The 17,259-nt window shown below is 70.1% G+C and carries 15 protein-coding genes; 4 read left to right on the forward strand and 11 right to left on the reverse strand.

Annotated features, from left to right (window positions below):
* Positions 1 to 48: 48 nt before the first annotated feature.
* On the reverse strand, positions 49 to 2,193 hold the full coding sequence (locus ABD289_RS19680; protein ID WP_344134795.1) for an ArnT family glycosyltransferase: 2,145 nt from the start codon (positions 2,191 to 2,193) through the stop codon (positions 49 to 51).
* Positions 2,187 to 3,431 (reverse strand): bifunctional glycosyltransferase family 2/GtrA family protein, encoded by a 1,245-nt coding sequence (locus ABD289_RS19685; protein ID WP_344134798.1) that lies wholly within the window; start codon positions 3,429 to 3,431, stop codon positions 2,187 to 2,189. The genes ABD289_RS19680 and ABD289_RS19685 overlap by 7 nt, the downstream gene beginning before the upstream one ends.
* Before the next feature lie 187 nt (positions 3,432 to 3,618).
* Here ABD289_RS19685 and ABD289_RS19690 point away from each other — a divergent pair, with 187 nt between their 5' ends.
* A complete protein-coding gene (locus tag ABD289_RS19690; RefSeq protein WP_344134801.1) occupies positions 3,619 to 5,760 on the forward strand; it encodes an ArnT family glycosyltransferase in 2,142 nt (713 codons plus the stop codon).
* A 7-nt stretch (positions 5,761 to 5,767) separates the two neighbouring features.
* Here ABD289_RS19690 and mutM read toward each other — a convergent pair whose 3' ends face one another.
* From mutM to rsmD, 8 genes are all read right to left on the reverse strand, one after another.
* On the reverse strand, positions 5,768 to 6,649 hold the full coding sequence (mutM, locus tag ABD289_RS19695; RefSeq protein WP_344134805.1) for a bifunctional DNA-formamidopyrimidine glycosylase/DNA-(apurinic or apyrimidinic site) lyase: 882 nt from the start codon (positions 6,647 to 6,649) through the stop codon (positions 5,768 to 5,770).
* Positions 6,650 to 6,691: 42 nt separating this feature from the next.
* The gene (rnc, locus tag ABD289_RS19700; RefSeq protein WP_344134808.1) at positions 6,692 to 7,438 is read right to left on the reverse strand and encodes a ribonuclease III; all 747 of its coding nucleotides are present in this window, start codon (positions 7,436 to 7,438) and stop codon (positions 6,692 to 6,694) included.
* A gap of 14 nt (positions 7,439 to 7,452) precedes the next feature.
* Complete coding sequence (rpmF, locus tag ABD289_RS19705; protein WP_344134811.1) at positions 7,453 to 7,635, reverse strand: 50S ribosomal protein L32; 183 nt, start codon at positions 7,633 to 7,635, stop codon at positions 7,453 to 7,455.
* A gap of 2 nt (positions 7,636 to 7,637) precedes the next feature.
* Positions 7,638 to 8,210, reverse strand: a complete 573-nt coding sequence (locus ABD289_RS19710) for a YceD family protein (RefSeq protein ID WP_344134814.1) — start codon at positions 8,208 to 8,210, stop codon at positions 7,638 to 7,640.
* Positions 8,211 to 8,424: 214 nt separating this feature from the next.
* Positions 8,425 to 9,156 carry a F0F1 ATP synthase subunit B family protein gene (locus ABD289_RS19715; protein WP_344135064.1) on the reverse strand — a complete coding sequence of 244 codons (732 nt, stop codon included), beginning with the start codon at positions 9,154 to 9,156 and terminating at the stop codon, positions 8,425 to 8,427.
* A 261-nt stretch (positions 9,157 to 9,417) separates the two neighbouring features.
* Positions 9,418 to 9,846: a guanyl-specific ribonuclease gene (locus ABD289_RS19720; protein ID WP_344134817.1), complete on the reverse strand. Its 429-nt coding sequence runs from the start codon at positions 9,844 to 9,846 to the stop codon at positions 9,418 to 9,420.
* Between the two features lie 109 nt (positions 9,847 to 9,955).
* Positions 9,956 to 10,438: a pantetheine-phosphate adenylyltransferase gene (coaD, locus tag ABD289_RS19725; RefSeq protein ID WP_344134820.1), complete on the reverse strand. Its 483-nt coding sequence runs from the start codon at positions 10,436 to 10,438 to the stop codon at positions 9,956 to 9,958.
* A 77-nt stretch (positions 10,439 to 10,515) separates the two neighbouring features.
* Entirely contained in the window at positions 10,516 to 11,085 is a 570-nt protein-coding gene (rsmD, locus tag ABD289_RS19730) for a 16S rRNA (guanine(966)-N(2))-methyltransferase RsmD (RefSeq protein WP_344134823.1), read from the reverse strand.
* Positions 11,086 to 11,253: 168 nt separating this feature from the next.
* Here rsmD and ABD289_RS19735 point away from each other — a divergent pair, with 168 nt between their 5' ends.
* Both ABD289_RS19735 and ABD289_RS19740 read left to right on the forward strand, forming a co-directional pair.
* On the forward strand, positions 11,254 to 13,308 hold the full coding sequence (locus tag ABD289_RS19735) for a HelD family protein (protein ID WP_344134827.1): 2,055 nt from the start codon (positions 11,254 to 11,256) through the stop codon (positions 13,306 to 13,308).
* A gap of 107 nt (positions 13,309 to 13,415) precedes the next feature.
* Positions 13,416 to 14,777: an MFS transporter gene (locus ABD289_RS19740; RefSeq protein ID WP_344134830.1), complete on the forward strand. Its 1,362-nt coding sequence runs from the start codon at positions 13,416 to 13,418 to the stop codon at positions 14,775 to 14,777.
* A 66-nt stretch (positions 14,778 to 14,843) separates the two neighbouring features.
* Here ABD289_RS19740 and ABD289_RS19745 read toward each other — a convergent pair whose 3' ends face one another.
* Positions 14,844 to 15,545, reverse strand: a complete 702-nt coding sequence (locus ABD289_RS19745; RefSeq protein ID WP_344134833.1) for a GntR family transcriptional regulator — start codon at positions 15,543 to 15,545, stop codon at positions 14,844 to 14,846.
* 115 nt (positions 15,546 to 15,660) lie between these two features.
* Here ABD289_RS19745 and ABD289_RS19750 point away from each other — a divergent pair, with 115 nt between their 5' ends.
* Positions 15,661 to 17,223: a thiamine pyrophosphate-binding protein gene (locus ABD289_RS19750; RefSeq protein WP_344134836.1), complete on the forward strand. Its 1,563-nt coding sequence runs from the start codon at positions 15,661 to 15,663 to the stop codon at positions 17,221 to 17,223.
* The last annotated feature ends 36 nt before the right edge of the window (positions 17,224 to 17,259 follow it).

Below are 17,259 nucleotides of genomic sequence, written 5' to 3' on the forward strand. Positions count from 1 at the left end.
AGAACGGGGTGCGCGACCACCCCGCTGGTCGCGCACCCCCGGCCCGGATCAGGTGCAGCTGTAGAGCTCGAGATCGGAGTCGGACGAGGCACCGTAGGCGGCCGGATCGACCTTGGTGCAGTTGTCCTCGACCCACTGCTCGCGCTCGTTGCTCACCTGTCCACCCCGCATGCCCCCCGGCATGCGGTCTCCGGAGGAGGAGGTCGTCCCCTCCGGCGTCTGGCCCCGACCCTGCTGAGCTTGGTCCTGCTGATCGGGTCCGCCCCGTTGACCGCCGGGACCACCCATGCGGCCGCCGAGCATCACGAACCCGAGCTCGCCGTCGCGCTTCCACTCGGTCAGCTGCTCCGTGGAGGGGGCGTCGTCGGAGCCGGTGAACCCGCCCATGCCGATCACGGTCATGTCCGAGTTGATGATGTAGCTCGCCGAGCCCATCGAGCCGCCCTCGACCGCGAGGGGAACCCTCTTGTCACCGGCGATCGACCGCACGTACTCGAGCATCTGGCGCTGGTCGGAGCTGAGCGTCTCACCACCCATGCCACCGGGCGATCCGCCGGAATCATCCTGGCCACGCTGCGGCACGCCTCCGGGCATCTGCCCACCGCCGGGCAGTTGCCCCTGGGCTGAGTCGCTCCCACCGGGAACGCCGCCGCCGAATCCGCCGCCAGGGCCGCCACCCGGGCCACCGCCCATCCCGGTCGAGGGGCCTGCGGTCGGGTTGGCTCCGCCCATGCCGGCGCCACCGGTGGAAGCCCCGATCGCGGACCAGGTGGTTGGCACCGCGAGCATCGCGACCATCCCGAGCACCAGCCCGGCACGGGCCACCCCGCCCCGGAACCGGCCGAGCACGAGCGCCCCGAGCGCGAGCACACCCAGTCCGACCGCGAGGTATCCGGCCCACGGATGCCAGCTCAGGTCCCTGGCCACCACGACCATCGCCCACGCGACCGTCCCCACGACCCCGATGGGCAGCAGCAGCCACGCCTTGCCCGGCTGCCGGTACCAACTCCACAGGCGGACCAGCCCGGCTCCGGTGATCGCGCCGACCGCGGGAGCCATCATCGTCGTGTAGTAGGGGTGCATGGTGCCCTGGGCGAAGCTGAACATCACCCACAGCACGCCGAGCCACCCACCCCACAGCAGCCAGCCCGCGGTCTCCCGCGGCAGCAGCGGCAGCTCGGAACGCCAGTGCCGCACACCCACGACCAGCATCGTGACCAGCAGCAACGCGCACAGGGGCAGCAACCAGCTGATCTGACCGGCCAGCTGATCGTTGAACATGCGCAGGATCCCGGACGAACCGGAGAACCCACCGCCCCCACCGCCGGGGCCGCCACCGCCGCCGGGTCCACCACCGGCACCGTTTCCTTCGCCACCGAGGATCCGGCCGAAACCGTTGTAGCCGAAGATCAGATCCAGCGCGGACCCGTCGGTGCTGCCACCGATGTAGGGCTTGGGGGAAGGCCACATCTCCGTCGCCGCCACCCACCAGAACGAGCTGGCCAGCAGCACCGCGGCGGCCACGCCGAGATCGGCGAACCGCTTGCCCCACCCGTTGCGCGAGCACACCAGGTAGGCGAGCACGAACGCGGGCAGCACCATCCAGGCCTGCAGCATCTTGGTCAGGAATCCGCAGCCGATCAGGAACGCCGCCAGCGCGATCCACCCGGTCGACCGGCGCGCCTCGACGGCCCGCGTCATCGCGTAGGTGGCCAGCAGCACCAGCAGCACCAGCAGCGTGTCCGGGTTGTTGTACCGGTTGATCATCACGGTGATCGGCGTGACCGCCAGCACCAGCGCGGCGATCAGCGCGGCGTGCTCACCGGCCCACCGGCGCACCGTCCGGTGCAGCACGAACACGCTCAGCACACCGCACACGGCCTGCGGGAACAGCACGGAGAACTTGCCGTACCCGAAGATCTTCGCCGAGACCACCTGCAACCACAGCGCCATCGGCGGCTTGTCCACGGTGACCACACCGGCCGGATCGAAGGACCCGAAGAAGAAGTTCTCGAAGCTCTGCGACATCGACTTCACGGCCGCGGAGTAGTAGCTGTTCCCCCAGGAATCCCCGATCCCCCAGAGGTAGAGGGCGGCGGCGAGCACGCAGATGCCGGCCAGGGCCAACCGCCTCAGCAGTGCAGAACGGGTCCCCTCATCCGGCGGCGCCTCGGCCTTCTCGACGGTCAGCATGAAGGTTCCCTTTCTTCGGCGGCCCGGAACACCCAGGACCGCAGCAGCACGAATCGAAGAGCGGTGCCGATCACCGAGGACACCACCAGAACCAGCACCTCGAGCCAGCGCGACGGGTTCTCCGCCCACTGCTGCAGCCCGAGCAGCGCACCGGAGGTCACGACGTAGTACAGCGCGAAGACGATCAACCCCTGCAGCTGCACCCGGCCCGAAGTGCCGCGTTGCAGGAACGTGTAGCGGCGGTTGGCCTCGGTGTTCCACACCGTCGTGCCGATCAGCGCCACGAGGTTCGCCAGCAGCGGTGGCCACCACGTGCGCAGCAGCGCGTAGAGCACCGAGGTGAGCACGGTGGACACGACGCCGATCGCGCCGAACGAGACCAGCTGCCACAGCAGCCCGTTTTCCCGCTTGGCCAGCACGGCCTGCGGGTGCGCGGGGCGGGGATCCGGCCGCTGCGGCAGTCCCTCCACGCGAGCGGTTCCCCTGATCTTGGCGCGGGCCACCCGCACCAGCCCGGCGATGTCGTCGCTCGCCGTCCGGATCACGTTGACCCGGGTGTCGACGTCCTCGACCCAGTCCACCGGGACCTCGTGCACCCGCAGCCCGTTGTGCTCGGCCAGCAGCAGCAGCTCGGTGTCGAAGAACCACGAGTCGTCCCGCACCTGCTCCAGCAGCGGGCGGATGACATCGGTGCGCGCGGCCTTGAACCCGCACTGCGCGTCGGAGAACCGGGCGCCGTGCGTCCACCGGATCATCGCGTTGTAGCAGCGCGAGATCATCTCGCGCTGGCCGCCGCGCACGGTCCGCGATCCGGATGCCAGCCGGGAGCCGATCGCCAGGTCGGAATGCCCGTTGACCAGCGGCGCGACCAGCGGCAGCAGCGCGTCCAGCCCGGTCGACAGATCCACGTCCATGTAGGCCACGACGTCCGCGTCGCTCTGCCCCCACGCGGTGCGCAGCGCGAGACCCCGACCCTTGCGGTCCAGGTGCAGCACCCGCAGGTTCGGCATCGACTCGGCCAGCTGCTGGGCGACCTGCAGGGTCGCGTCGGTGCTGGCGTTGTCGACCACGGTGATCGTCCAGTTGAACGGCCAATCGGCGCCGAGGTGCTCGCCGAGCACCTCGATGCAGCCGGGAAGGGCGCGCTCCTCGTTGTGGACCGGTACCACGACGTCGATGCTCGCCGTCCGTTGCGGGACCCGACGCTGCGATTCCGCGCCGAGCTGCACGGCACTCATCTCCCACCACCTCTCATTCGGCTTCGGAATCCATGAAGCCGGACCGAGGTGCAAAGGCCGTTGATGCTTCCTGGGAATTGACTGGGAACGGCATTTCCCGGCCGACGTGCAGCTCGAGCACACATTTCTCCCAGCGAACCCCGCCACGGTGAGGGCCGGAATCGACGCGACGAGGAAGGGAACCTTCATGGCAGTCGAACGCCTGCGCCGGATGCTCGGGTGGCGGGAAGATCCGGGATGGGCGGTCTTCGCGCGGTGGGCGGTACTGGCGCTGGCGGCGGTGCTCAACACCTGGGCGCTGTCGATCAACGAGTGGGCCAACACCTACTACTCGGCCGCCGTGCTGGGGATGACGCAGAGCTGGGAGGCCTTCTTCTACGGCGCCCTGGACGCGGGTTCCTTCATCACCGTGGACAAGCCGCCGCTCGCCCTGTGGGTGCAGGCGCTTTCGGCGCGGGCCTTCGGGTTCAACACCTGGAGCCTGCTGTTGCCGCAAGCCATCGCAGGTGTCGCCGCGGTGTGGGTGGTGCAGCACGTGACGCGCCGGAGCTTCGGTCCAGCGGCGGGCGTGCTGGCCGGGCTCGCGCTGGCGGTGACGCCGATCGCGGTGGTCATGGCCAGGCACAACAACCCGGACATGCTGCTGGCGCTGCTGCTCGCTCTGTCACTGTGGGCGGCCTCGAACGCGATCCGCTCGGGACGGCTGATGCCGCTGGTGTGGTCGGCGGTCGCGGTGGGACTGGCCTTCAACACGAAGATGCTGCAGGCGTTGTTCGTGGTGCCGGTGATCTTCCTCGTCTACCTGCTCGCCGCCCGGGCGCGCTGGCCGCGCAAACTGCTCAACCTCGGCGTCGCGGGGGCGGTGCTGTCGGCGGTGAGCCTGTCCTGGTTGGCCATCGTGGACCTGATCCCCGCGTCCGCGCGACCGTACGTGGGCGGCAGCACCGACAACACCGTGCTCGACCTGCTGCTGGGCTACAACGGACTGGGTCGCGTCGAAGGACAGGCTCAGATCATGTCGCCCGGGATGATGGGCGGCGGCGGAGGCATGCCCGGGGGCGGAGGAAGCAGGCCTTCACCCGGTCGCATGCCCGGTGCAGGGAACATGCCTCCCGGCGGTGGTGGCATGCCCGGCGGCGGACCGGGCGGGATGGACGACTCGAGCTGGACGCGCCTGTTCAGCGGTGAAGTCGCCCCGCAGATCTCCTGGCTGTTCCCGCTGGCGTTGTTCGGCGCGGTAGCCGTGCTGGTGCACCTGTGGCGTCGTCCTCGGCAGGACGCCCAGCGCGCCGACTTCCTGCTGTGGTTCGGAACGCTGCTGGTCACCGCTTTGGTGTTCACCTTCGCAGCGGGGATCTGGCACACCTACTACGCGGTCGCGCTCGCGGCTCCGCTCGCCGTGGTGGTCGGTACGGGCGTGGTCGCGATGCTGCGCCTGGGTCACGAGACCGAATGGTGGGGCCTGCTGCTTCCCGCGTCGATCGCCGTCACCGGGTTCTGGTGCGCCCACCTGCTCGGCCAGTCGGAAGCCTTCGGGAGCTGGTTCGGCCCCGCGATCGCGGCGCTTTGCCTGATCACCGCGGTGGCGATGACCGTTCCCCTGCTCCTGCCCGCGCACCGTCGTGCGCAGCGCCATCGGTTCGTGGCCATCGTCGCGGCCGTCGGCGTGCTGACGACCCTGGCCGGCCCGACCGCCTACGCGTTGACGCCGCTGTCCACCGAGGTCTCGGCGACGTTCCCCTCCGCCGGTCCGAGCGGTTCGGGCGATCCCGGTGGAACGGGCGGCGGTCGAGGCGGCGGTCCGGGCGGCGGAGCACCTCCGGACGGTGCGACCGGGCAGCGCGGCGCTGCTCCTTCCCGCGGCGGCGCGCAACAGCCCGCAGCCGACGACCGGCGGTCCGCGTTCGGCGAACGCGGCGGTGAAGGCGCTGGTGATCAGGGCGGTGAACAGGTCGATCAGCAGCTGATGAACTACCTCACCGCGCACCACGGGAACGAGACCTGGCTGGTCGCGGTGGTCGGATCGATGGTGGCCGCACCGGTGATCCTGGAAACCGGTCAGCCGGTGATGGCGGTCGGCGGTTACAACGGCAACGATCCCGCTCCGACCGTCGACCAGCTCGAGCAGCACGTCGCCGACGGCGAGCTCCGCTACGTCTGGACCAGCGGTTCCTCGGGCGTGCGCAGCACCGGGGATGAGGTCGACACCGAGGTCGTGGACGACTCGATGGCCTGGGTCGCCGACAACTGCCAGGCGGTCGACCCCGCCGACTACGGCGGCGACGACTCGGACAGCACCCGCCTCTACGACTGCCGGGGCGCCGCGTGAGGACCGGCTACAGGTGCGCGTTGCGGGGCTTCGGCTGGCAGACCGGGCAGGTGTAGGACGACCGGTTCATGAACAGGTCCCGCTTGATCGGGGCCCCGCAGCGCGAGCAGGGCTCGCCCTCCTGGCCGTAGACGTCGAGGGAACGTTCGAAGTACCCGGACTCGCCGTTGACGTTGACGTAGAGCGCGTCGAAGGAGGTGCCGCCCGCGTCCAGGGCGGCACCCATGACGTCGGTGACCGCCGCCATCAGTTCGCGCACCTTGGGCCGGGTCATCGTCCCGGTGGGCCGCGCCCAGTGCAGCTTGGCCCGCCACAACGCCTCGTCGGCGTAGATGTTGCCGATGCCCGAGACCAGGCTCTGGTCCAGCAGCGCGCGTTTGATCCCGGTGCGCCGGGAGCGCAGCCGCTCGGTGAGCCCGCCGAGGTCGAAGACGGGTTCCAGCGGGTCCGGCGCGATGTGCTCGACCGGTTTGGGCAGCGAGACGCCGTCGACCACGACCAGCTCGTCCAGGTGGACACCACCGAAGGTGCGCTGATCGACGAAGCGCAGCTCAGAGCCGCCGTCGGCGAAACGCATCCGCACGCGCAGATGTTTCTCGTCGGCGGCGGCTTCGGGCTGCACCAGCAGTTGCCCGCTCATGCCCAGGTGCACCACGAGCGCCTCGCCACCGGCTTCCGGCAGCCCGTCGAGCTCCAGCCACAGGTACTTGCCGCGGCGCCGCGCTGCCCGGATCGTCTGACCGGACAATCGGCCCGCGAGATCATCGGCACCGGGAACGTGCCTGCGCACGGCACGCGGGTGCAGGACTTCCACGCTCGACAACCGGCGGCCCACCGCGTGTTCTGCGACACCGCGGCGGACGACCTCGACCTCGGGCAACTCGGGCACGGATCAATCCTGCCCCAAGTCCGACCGGACCGGATGACCGGGTCAGGACGCCGGCGTCTCGCCGGTGGTCTGCTGCTGCTCGTCGAGGTATCGCCAAGCGGCCTCCGCGGCCTTCTGCTCGGCTTCCTTCTTGGTACTGCCGTCGCCGCGACCGTAGATCGTGCCACCCACCGAGACTCCGGCGCGGAATTCCTTGCGGTGGTCGGGCCCCTCTTCCTCGACGCGGTACTCGGGAACGCCGATGCCCGCCGAGGCGGTCAGTTCCTGCAGACTGGTCTTCCAGTCCAGGCCCGCACCACGCCGCGGTGCTTCGGCCAGCAGCGGCTGGAACAGCTTGTGCACCACGCTGCGCGCGACGTCGATGCCCTTTTCCAGGTAGACGGCGCCGAGGACGGCTTCGAGGCCGTCGGCGAGGATGCTCGCCTTGTCCCGACCTCCTGTGAGTTCTTCACCGCGGCCGAGCAGCAGGTACTCACCCAGACCGCCCTCACCGAGCCCGCGCGCCACACCGGCCAGCGCGTGCATGTTGACCACGCTGGCCCGCAACTTCGCGAGCTGCCCCTCGGGGAGATCCGGGTGCTCGTTGTACAGGTGATCGGTGATCACCAGCCCGAGCACGGCGTCGCCGAGGAACTCAAGCCGCTCGTTGGGCGGCAGGCCACCGTTCTCGTAGGCGAACGAACGGTGGGTGAGAGCGAGGGTGAGCAGCTCGGCGTCGAGTTCGACGCCGAGCGCTGCCAACAGCGGTGCCCGGTCGATCTTCCGGGCCCGTGCCTGCTTTCCCCCCACTATGCGACCGCCACTCAGGCGGGCTGAACGACCTGGCGGCCGTCGTACTGGCCGCAGGCGGGGCAGACAACGTGCGGCAGCTTCTGCTCACGGCAGGAGCGGTTCGAGCACTGCACCAGCGTCGGCGCCGAAGCCTTCCAGGCGGAACGGCGAGTGCGGGTGTTGGCCCGGGACATCTTGCGCTTCGGGACGGCCACGACTACTTCTCCTCTTCGCTACCGCCGAACCGCTCTTGCAGCGCGGCCCAGCGAGGATCAATGGTCTCATGCGTGTGCTCAGGGGCGAGTTCGGCCCACTTCACGCCGCACCCGGAGCACAGCCCCTGGCAGTCCGGCGAGCACACCGGCGCCGTGGGAAGCGACAGCAACATCGCGTCCCGCACCACCGGCTCGAGGTCGATCAGGTCGTCGACGACCCGTTCCACCTCGTCGTCATCAGTACTGGCATCGGTCGCGCTGTCCGGGTAGGCGAACAGCTCCCGCACCTCGACCTCGATCTCCTCGGAGATCGGCTCCAGGCAGCGAACGCAGTCACCGGCCAACCGGGCGGACGCGGTGCCGGACACCAGAACGCCCTCCACGACCGACTCGGCCAGCAGGTCGAGCACGACGGGCTCGCCCTCCGGCACCTTGATCATGTCCAGGCCGAACCCGGCGGGCGCCGAGGCGTTGCGCTGGTAGGAGCGGCTGGCTCCGGCTCGCTGACCGATCTCCCGGGTATCGATGACCCAGGGGCCGGCCTGCGCGTGGCGCGTTTCGTGGCTCGCAGACATCACAGGTTTCAGTCGTCATGGATGAATGGTTGGACCCGGGTTTCGGCAAACGGCCTCACCGCGTGAACGGCGGCCGCACCGACCCAGCTGTCCCAGGGTACGTGACGCCTCACCGGCAACGACACCAGGCCCTGCTCATCGCGGCATCGCCGCGCAGTGACCTTCCGCCCGCCCGCGGTTGGACGCGTCCGGGATTCGGTTCCGGCGAGACGGTCTAGTTGGTGCCCGCGTTGCCGGGGTGCCATTCCTCGTAGTCGAAGGGCGCGCCCATCGGGCTGCGGAGCTGCTGGCGCCCCTTGCCCACGGTGCGCAGCGTGCGACCCAGGAGATCCTCGAAATCGGCCAGCCGGGAGTCGACGTAGGCATCGCACTCGCTGCGCAGCCGTTCGGCGTCCTCGTTGGCCTCCTCGACGATGCGCTTGGCCTCGGCGTTGGCCTCCTGGACCACCTCGGTGTCGGTGACCAGGCGCGCCTGCTCGGACTTGCCCTCGTGGATCGACTGCTCGTAGGCGGCGCGGCCCGCCTGAACCATCCGGTCGGCCTCGGACTGCGCGCTGCTGATGTAGTCCTCGTACTCGCGCTTGCCCGCGGTGACCGTCTGCTCGGCCTGGCCACGAGCGTCCGAGATCATCTGATCGGCCTGCTCGCGAGCCTCCGAGAGCATCCGCTCGGCTTCGGCGCGGGCCTCCGAGAGCGTGCGCTCGGCCTCGGTCTGCGCCTCGCCGCGCGACTTCTCGGCCTCGGTCTGCGCCTTGTTGACCACCTGATCGCGGTGGTCCAGCACGTCCTGGGCGTCGTCGAGCTCGTTCGGGATCGACTCCCGGACGTCGTCGAGCAGCTCCAGCACGTCGCCGCGCGGCACCACGCAGCCCGATGTCATGGGAACGCCACGCGCCTCTTCGACGATCGTGACCAGTTCATCGAGGGCCTCGAAAACCCGGTACACCATGGCCTCCCCTGCAGTCGAAAACGGCCGCGCCGCCTAAAGCATCTCAGAACCCCCGAGCCATCCGATCACGGGCTGTTCGAGTACCAGTCTGCCTGCAGCGAGGCCAGGACCGGGGGAAATCGGCGCTCCGCGTGTCAAGCCGCCGATCGGTTCCCACCACCCGGCGAGCAGGGGAACCTTCCCGCCATCTCGCGCGAGGAGGGAACCTTCCCGTCATCGAAGTGACAGGAAGGTTCCCCTGCTCGGGACCGCGACGGGTCAGGAGTTGACGTCGGTGAGCGAGAAGCTCTCGTAGTGGTCGTCGGTGTAGAAGTACTCGCCGCCGTCGCCCACGACGAAGCGACGGGCACCGCGATCGTCGCTGCCCGGGGTCTCGACGGTGTACTCCTCGTAGTACCCGGTCTCGCAGTCGGGCAGGATCCCTTCGCGGTTCTCGAAGGTCTGACCGTCCTCGGGGTAGGGGTACGGGCCGCCCTGCTGGATGAGGTCGACGGTGTCGGCGGCCTCCGGCGGCAGCGCGGACAGGGCGACCTGCTCGAAGCCGGAGGTGTCGCCGCACGGCGCCTGGGCGATGGCGGCCGGGGCCGGGGCGGCGGAGAAGGCGGTGGACTGGAAGCCGACCAGGCCCGCCGCGGCGAGCAGGGAGGCCAGCAGAATCTGCACTGACTTGGTGGTGATCCGCTTCATGGCCGAAACGCTAGCGAGCTTCACCGAGCGTGCGGAGGAACTGGCGGGAACCCGAAGGAATCCGCTGTCGAGCTGCGGAAACTTCGGTTGCCCCGAGGTATGAGCCGGGTTAACTCCGCTCGGCGATGCGCGCGCGCACGCGCTCCTCGATCGTGGGCGGCAGCAGGCTGGAGACATCGCCGCCGTAGGTGGCTACCTCCTTGACCAGCGAACTCGCCAGGAAGCTGTAGAGCGGGTTGGTCGACATGAACATCGTCTCGACCCCGGAGAGCTGCTGGTTCATCTGCGCCATCTGCAGCTCGTAGTCGAAGTCGCTCACCGCGCGCAGGCCCTTGACGATCGCGCCGATCTCGTTGGCCTTGCAGTAGTCGACCAGCAGGCCGTGCCAGGAATCGATGCGGACGTTGGGCCACTGGGCGGTGACCTCGCGCAGCATGTCGATGCGCTCGTCGACGTCGAACAGGCTCTTCTTGCTCTTGTTGATCAGAACCGCGACGACGACCTCGTCGAACAGCTTCGACGCTCGCTCGATGATGTCCAGATGACCGTTCGTCACCGGATCATAAGAACCTGGACACACCGCACGCCTCATGAGGCGGGACGTTAGCAGGCGGGTTAACGGCGGCTCAGTGCGACGTGTCCCGAGTCACCAGGCGTCACTCAGGCCTCTTAGTCCTCTTCGGTCTCCTCGTGCGCGGCCCAGTGCACCGCGGTGCCGCCGTAGCGCTTGACGCGGAACTCGTGCAGCGGCGGCGGCCAGTCCGGCTCCCCGCCCCGGACCGCGCGTTCGACGATCAGCACGCTGCCGGGCGCGGTCCAGCCGCCCGCGACCAGGCCGTCGAGCACGCGCTGCAGCGCCTCCTGGGAGAGGTCGTAGGGCGGGTCGGCGAGCACCACGTCGAACGGCTCCGGGGCGGGCGCGGACACGGCGGTCTCCGCCTTGGCCTGCTCCACCCGCAGCTGGCGAAAGCCCAGCGAAGCGGCGTTGCGGCGCAGCACCCCGACCGCGCGCTTGTCGGACTCCACGAACGTCACGTGCCCGGCCCCGCGCGACAGCGCCTCCAGCCCGAGCGCGCCGGAACCGCCGTAGAGATCCAGCACGCGCGCGCCGTCGAGGTCGGTCAGCGACTCGAGCGCGTTGAACACCGCCTCGCGCACCTTCTCCGAAGTGGGCCGCGTTCCCCTCGGTGGTACGTCGATGCGCCGGCCACCCACAGTTCCCGCCACGATCCGTGTCACGCCGACCATCGTCGCGCACCCGTGCCCACTGGCGCCTCGGCGGTCCGCCGGTTCGGATTCTAAGACCCGCGCAGAACCCCTCCCACCTGGACCGGATCCCGAGGTAATCGCCGCCACGCGGGTATTCTTCTTGGCCTGCCCACCGCGAAGACCGGGAGTACGTCACAGGTGTCAGAAGCGTCCGAAACGCAGGCCGAGATCGCGATCGAGCAGCGGCACGTCGATCTCGTCTACGCCCGTCTCGACGAGTTGCGCGCCGAAGCCGCGGCGATGCGCGACAAGAGCTACGAGTACGGCCGCGAAGCCACTCCGGAGGCGCTCAACGAGCGGGACGTGATGCTCAATCACGCCAACCGGACGCTGCAGTCGCTCAACGCCGAGTCCGAGGGCCTGGTGTTCGGCAGGCTGGACCTGGCGAGCGGCGACACCGTGCACATCGGCAGGCTCGGCATCCGCGACCAGCGCTTCGACAACCTCCTCGTCGACTGGCGCGCCCCGCTGGCGGCGCCGTTCTACCAGGCCACGCCCGAGCAGCCGCAGGGCGTGGTGCGGCGCCGGGTGATCCGCTCCTCGCGGGAGCGGGTGGTCGACGTCTCCGACGACCTGCTCGACCCCGACCGCGCGCCCTCGGACATGCGGGTGATCGGGGACGGCGCGCTGATGGCGGCGCTGAGCCGCTCGCGCGGCGAGACGATGCGCAACATCGTGGCCACGATCCAGAAGGAGCAGGACGAGGCGATCCGGGCTCCCGAGGGCGGCGTCACCGAGATCACGGGCGGCCCGGGAACCGGCAAGACAGCGGTCGCCCTGCACCGCGCCGCTTACCTGCTCTACCGCGACCAGCGCCGGCTCGGCGGCCCCGGCGTGCTGGTCATCGGCCCGTCGCCGGTGTTCATGTCCTACATCTCCCGGGTGCTGCCCTCGATGGGCGAGCACAACGTGGAGCTGCGCGCCCTCGGTGAGGTGCTGGACGGGATCTCGACCGGCGCGATCGACGATCCGCGCACCGCCGAGATCAAGGGCTCCTCCCGCATGGTCAAGGTGCTGCGCCGCGCGCTGCGCCTGCCGCCCCCGGAAGAGCCCGGAGAGCTGCGCATCTTCTACCGCGGCACGGTCCTCAAGCTCGAGTCCGACGAGCTCGCGCGCATCCGGCGCAAGTTGAACAACAAGGGCGTGCCGCCGAACAAGAACCGGATGAAGGCCGCCGACGCGCTGCTGGAAGCGCTCTGGCAGCAGGCATCCGAGCTGGCCGGCGAGAACTTCCATCCCGACCGCGAGAAGCTGATCACCGAGATCGGCGAGCGCATCGAGTTCCACCGCTTCCTGGTGGCCTGGTGGCCCGCGCTGTACCCGCTGCAGGTGCTGCGCTGGCTGTCCGACCCGGCTCGGCTGGCGAAGGCCGCTCGGCGGCTGCTCTCCGCCGAGGAGGTCGACCTGCTCGCCAAGGCCTGGACGGACCCCACCGAGTGGACGGTCGCCGACATCGCGCTCATCGACGAGCTGCGCGTGCTGACCGGACCGCCGCCCAAGCGGCGCGAGCAGCCCGAACCCGACCCCGCCGCCGAACAGCCGCGACGCCCGTTCAACTACGACGAGTACGCCCACGTCGTCGTCGACGAGGCGCAGGACCTCTCCCCGATGCAGTGGCGGATGGTCGGCAGGCGCGGCAAGCACGCCAGCTGGACTCTCGTCGGGGACCCGGTGCAGTCGTCCTGGCCGGACCCGGCCGAGGCCGACACCGCGCGCGACGAGGCGCTCAGCGGTCAGCACGCGCACCGCCGGTTCACGCTGCGCACCAACTACCGCAACTCGGCGGAGATCTTCGAGGTCGCCGCGGGCGCGGTGCGCGATCTGGTGGCCGCCGAGGAGCTGCCGACCGCGGTGCGCTCCACCGGATTCGAGCCGGTGCGGCGCCAGGTTCCCGAACCCGACCTGGTGACCGCGACCGGCGAGGCCGCCCGCGAGCTGCTCGAGGCCGCCGAGGGCACGGTCGGCGTGATCACCACGATGGCCCGCCGCGACGAGGTGCGGTCCTGGCTGTCGGCGATCGAGGATCCGCGGCTGCGCGTGGTCGGCAGCCTCGACGCGAAGGGCATGGAGTACGACGCGGTCGCGGTCGTCGACCCGGAGGGGCTGGCCGCCGAGTCCAGCACCGGGTCCCGGGCGCTCTACGTCGCGCTCAGCCGCGCGACCCACCTCCTGACCGTGCTCAAGCCGAGCTGACCTGGGGCGCGGCGCCCGAGCTGGAGGTCGCCGCGCCTATTGACCGCGGTGATCGCCGTCACTTACGTTGGTGTCTGATATATCATGCGTCACGACGGGGTGGTGGCATGCAAGACCCTTCGCCCGCTGCACCGACCGGCACCGCCGCGGATACCGGCACGCAGCGGAAGTCCAAGCGCAGTCAGGTCCGCTGGCTGATGGTCATCCTGGTCGCGGTGGCCACCGCGATCGCCTACATCGACCGCGCGAACCTCAGCGTCGCAAGCGATTTCATGCAGGACGACCTCCAGTTCTCGAACGAGCTCAAGGGCGTCATGCTCTCGTCGTTCTTCTGGACCTACGCGATCTTCCAGCTGCCCGGCGGGTGGCTGGTGGACCGCTTCGGGCCGCGCGCCCTGTACGCGATCGCCGTGGTGTGGTGGTCGATCGGCACCGCGGCGACCGCGCTGACCCGCGGCATCGGTGGCGTCATCGGGTGCAGGCTCGGCTTGGGCATCGGTGAGGCCCCGGTGCAATCGGCGAACGCGCGGGTGGTCTCGGAGTGGTTCCCGCGCAGGGAGCGGGCGTTCGCGTCGTCCATCTTCGACACCGGTTCGGAGTTCGGCAGCGCGCTGTCGGTGCCGCTGGTGACCGCGCTGATCGCACTGGTCGGCTGGCGCGGCTCGTTCGTGGCCACCGGTGCGCTCGGCCTCGTGTGGGTGGTCGTCTGGCTGCTGGTCTACCGCTCGCCGCGCAAGCACAAGTGGGCCAACCAGTCCGAAGTGGACTACATCGAGCAGGGCGGTGGGCGCACCGAGGAGAAGGAGCTCGAGGACGGCGGCAAGCAACCGATGAAGTGGCGCGACCTGTTCCGCTACTCCACCACCTGGGCGCTGGTGGCCGGATACACCTGCCGCGGCGTGATCATCTACTTCTTCATCACCTGGTACCCGGACTTCCTGATCAACCAGCAGGGCTTCTCGATGCTGCAACTCGGGTTGTTCGGCGCGATCCCGGGCCTGGCCGCGATGGTCGCGAACTGGCTGGGCGGCCTGTTCTCCGACTGGCTGGTGCGCCGGGGCACGCGGATCGAGCTGGCGCGCAAGATCCCGCTGGTGGTCGGCATGCTCGGTGCCTCGACCATCGCGCTGGCCTCGGTGGCGCAGAGCCCGCTCGTGGCGATGACCTGCCTGACGGTGTCCTACTGCAGCGCGGCCGTCGCCACCGGTGCGCTGCTGTCGCTGCCCGCCGACGTGGCGCCGACGCCGCGCAACGTGGCGTCGCTGACCGGCGTGCAGAACTTCGGTTCCCAGCTCGGCGGCATCATCGGCCCGATCGCGATCGGTTTCCTGCTCGGAACCGGCCAGTTCGCCTACGTGTGGCCACTGGTCTTCGCGGGTGCGATGTGCGTGCTCGGCGCCCTGACCTACGCGTTCCTGGTCCAGGTCAAGCCACTGGACGAGCAGAAACCGATGTTCAGCAGGGCCTAGGGATTCCCAGCACGACGATCGAGCCGGGTCCCGCTCCGCTTCGCCGGGGCGGGACCGCTCTCGCGGTCAGGAAGTGGCTTCGGCGTTCTCCGCCTCGGCAAGGTTGGTCAGCGACTGCTGGATGTGCTTGCGCACCAGGGTCTCGGCCTCCTCGGCGTTGCCGTCGTTGGCCGCGGCGAGGATCTCGGCGTGCTCGACGAACTCCTCGCGCCAGGTGGGCCAGCGATCCCAGAGCAGGTTCACCACGCCCAGGGCCGTGAGGTCCTGCAGGTCGTCGAGCTGGTCGATAACGAGCCGGTTTCCGCAGCCCGAGTACAGAGCCCGGTGGAAGCGCCGGTTGGCCATGCTCAGCTCGTTGTTGTTGCCCGCGCTGAGCAACCCGGCCGCCTCGTTGAGCGCGTCCTGGGCCTGCTGCAGGCAGTCCGCCGCGGCGGCGCTACCGGCGGTGGTGCGCGCGGCCCACGGTTCCAGCAGCATCCGCACCTCGTAGACCTTGCGGATGTCCTCCAGGGTCAGGCTGCGCACGGTGATGCCCTTGTTCGGCACCACCGTGACCAGGCCGGTGTGCGCCATCCCGATCAGCGCTTCCCGCACCGGCGTCTTGGACACGCCGAGCAGCTCGGACAGGCGGCGTTCGACCAGCGTCTCCCCGGGCTGCAGCTCTCCTGCCAGGATCGCGGTGCGGATCGAGTCCGCGACCAGGTCGGTGCGGCTGGAGGGCCCGCCGAGGGGACGCAGACGGGAGGTTTCGCCGGCAAGCTCGGTCACGACGACATGATATATCACCGATGCGCCGCCCGGGCGGTCCACCTGCGCGTTCACCCCGGCGCCCGGCTCCCGGTGTATGATATACCAACACCGTCGCATCCCAGGAGGTGCAACCATGCGCACCGTCGCTCAAGCCGTGACCCGGGTGCTGGCCGACGCCGGGGTCCAATTCGGCTTCACCGTGCCCGGCGAGTCCTTCCTCGGCCTGCTCGACGCCTTCGAGCGGGCATCCGAGCTGACGCTGGTGTCCACCCGGCACGAAAGCGGCGCGGCCTTCATGGCCGAGGCGCACGGCAAGCTGCGCGGGGTTCCGGCCGTGGCGATGGCCAGCCGCGGACCCGGCGCCACCAACCTCTCCATCGGCGTGCACACCGCCCGCCAGGACCACACCCCGATGGTGGTCCTGCTCGGACAGGTTCCCTCGACCAAGCTCGGCAAGGACAGCTTTCAGGAAGTCGACCTCGCCGCGATGTTTCGCCCGCTGGCGAGCTGGGCGGAGCAGCCCACCACGGCCGCCGAGGTCCCGGCAGCGGTCGCCGAGGCCGTCGCGCAGGCCACCGGACCGCGCCCCGGCCCGGCCGTGGTCGCCGTGCCCAGCGATCTGTGGGACGAGCCGTTCGACGGCGAACTTCCCCGCCCGATGCCGCAGCAGGCCCCACCGACGCCCGTCGCGGACCTCGCCGAGCGGGTGCGCGCCGCTCAGCGCCCGGTGGTCATCGCGGGAGCGCGCGATGCCGGGACGCAGCAGGAGCTGGTGGCCACCGCGGAGGCGCTGGGTCTGGGCGTCTACACCGGTTTCCGCCGCCAGGACTCCTTCCCCGAGGACCACCCGCAGTACGCGGGCCACCTCGGGCTCACCGTGCCGGACCCCCAGCGCAAGGCGCTCGAGGACGCCGATCTGGTGGTGACCGCGGGTATGCGCCTGGACGAGGTGACCAGCCAGGGCTTCCGGTTCCCGCTCCCCGACCAGCAGCACGTGGCGATCACCGCGAACGTCGCCGAGACGCTGCGCGAACTCCGCGGATCCGCGCCCGCGCGCGAGCGCGACTGGTCCGCTGCGCACGAAGCGGTCCGCGAGTACATGACTCCGCCGGACACCGGTACCGGCCCGGCGGTGCACCCGACCGAGGTCGTGCGCACGATCCGCGAGCTGGCACCGCGCGACGCGCTGGTGACCAACGACGCCGGGAACTTCTCCGGGTTCCTGCACCGGTACTGGTGCTTCACCGAGCCGGGCACGCAGCTCGGCCCGTGCAACGGGGCGATGGGATACGCGGTGCCCTCGGCGGTCTCGGCCAAGCTCACCGAGCCCGGCCGGACGGTGATCGCCATGGTCGGCGACGGCGGGGTGCTGATGACCGGCCAGGAGATCGAAACCGCGGTGCGGCACCGCGCTCCGATCGTGGTGGTGGTGTTCCAGAACCGGCTCTACGGCACGATCGCGCTGCACCAGGTGAAGAGCGACCGGCAGATGTCGGCGGTGGACATCGGTGCGATCGACTTCGCGAGCTGGGCGCGCGGACTCGGCGCCGAGGGCCGCACGGTCAACACCCGCGATGAGCTGGAACCGGCGGTGCGGGCCGCGCTCTCGGCCGACCGCCCGTGCGTGCTGGACGTGCGCACCGACCCGGACGTGCTCACCGCCGACGCGCGGCTGGCCGATTTCCTGGAGGAGTGACGGACGGCTGAAACGCGGTGCGGTGGCCGCACCGCG

Source organism: Saccharopolyspora halophila (assembly GCF_039531955.1).
GTDB classification, from domain to species: Bacteria; Actinomycetota; Actinomycetes; order Mycobacteriales; family Pseudonocardiaceae; genus Saccharopolyspora; species Saccharopolyspora halophila.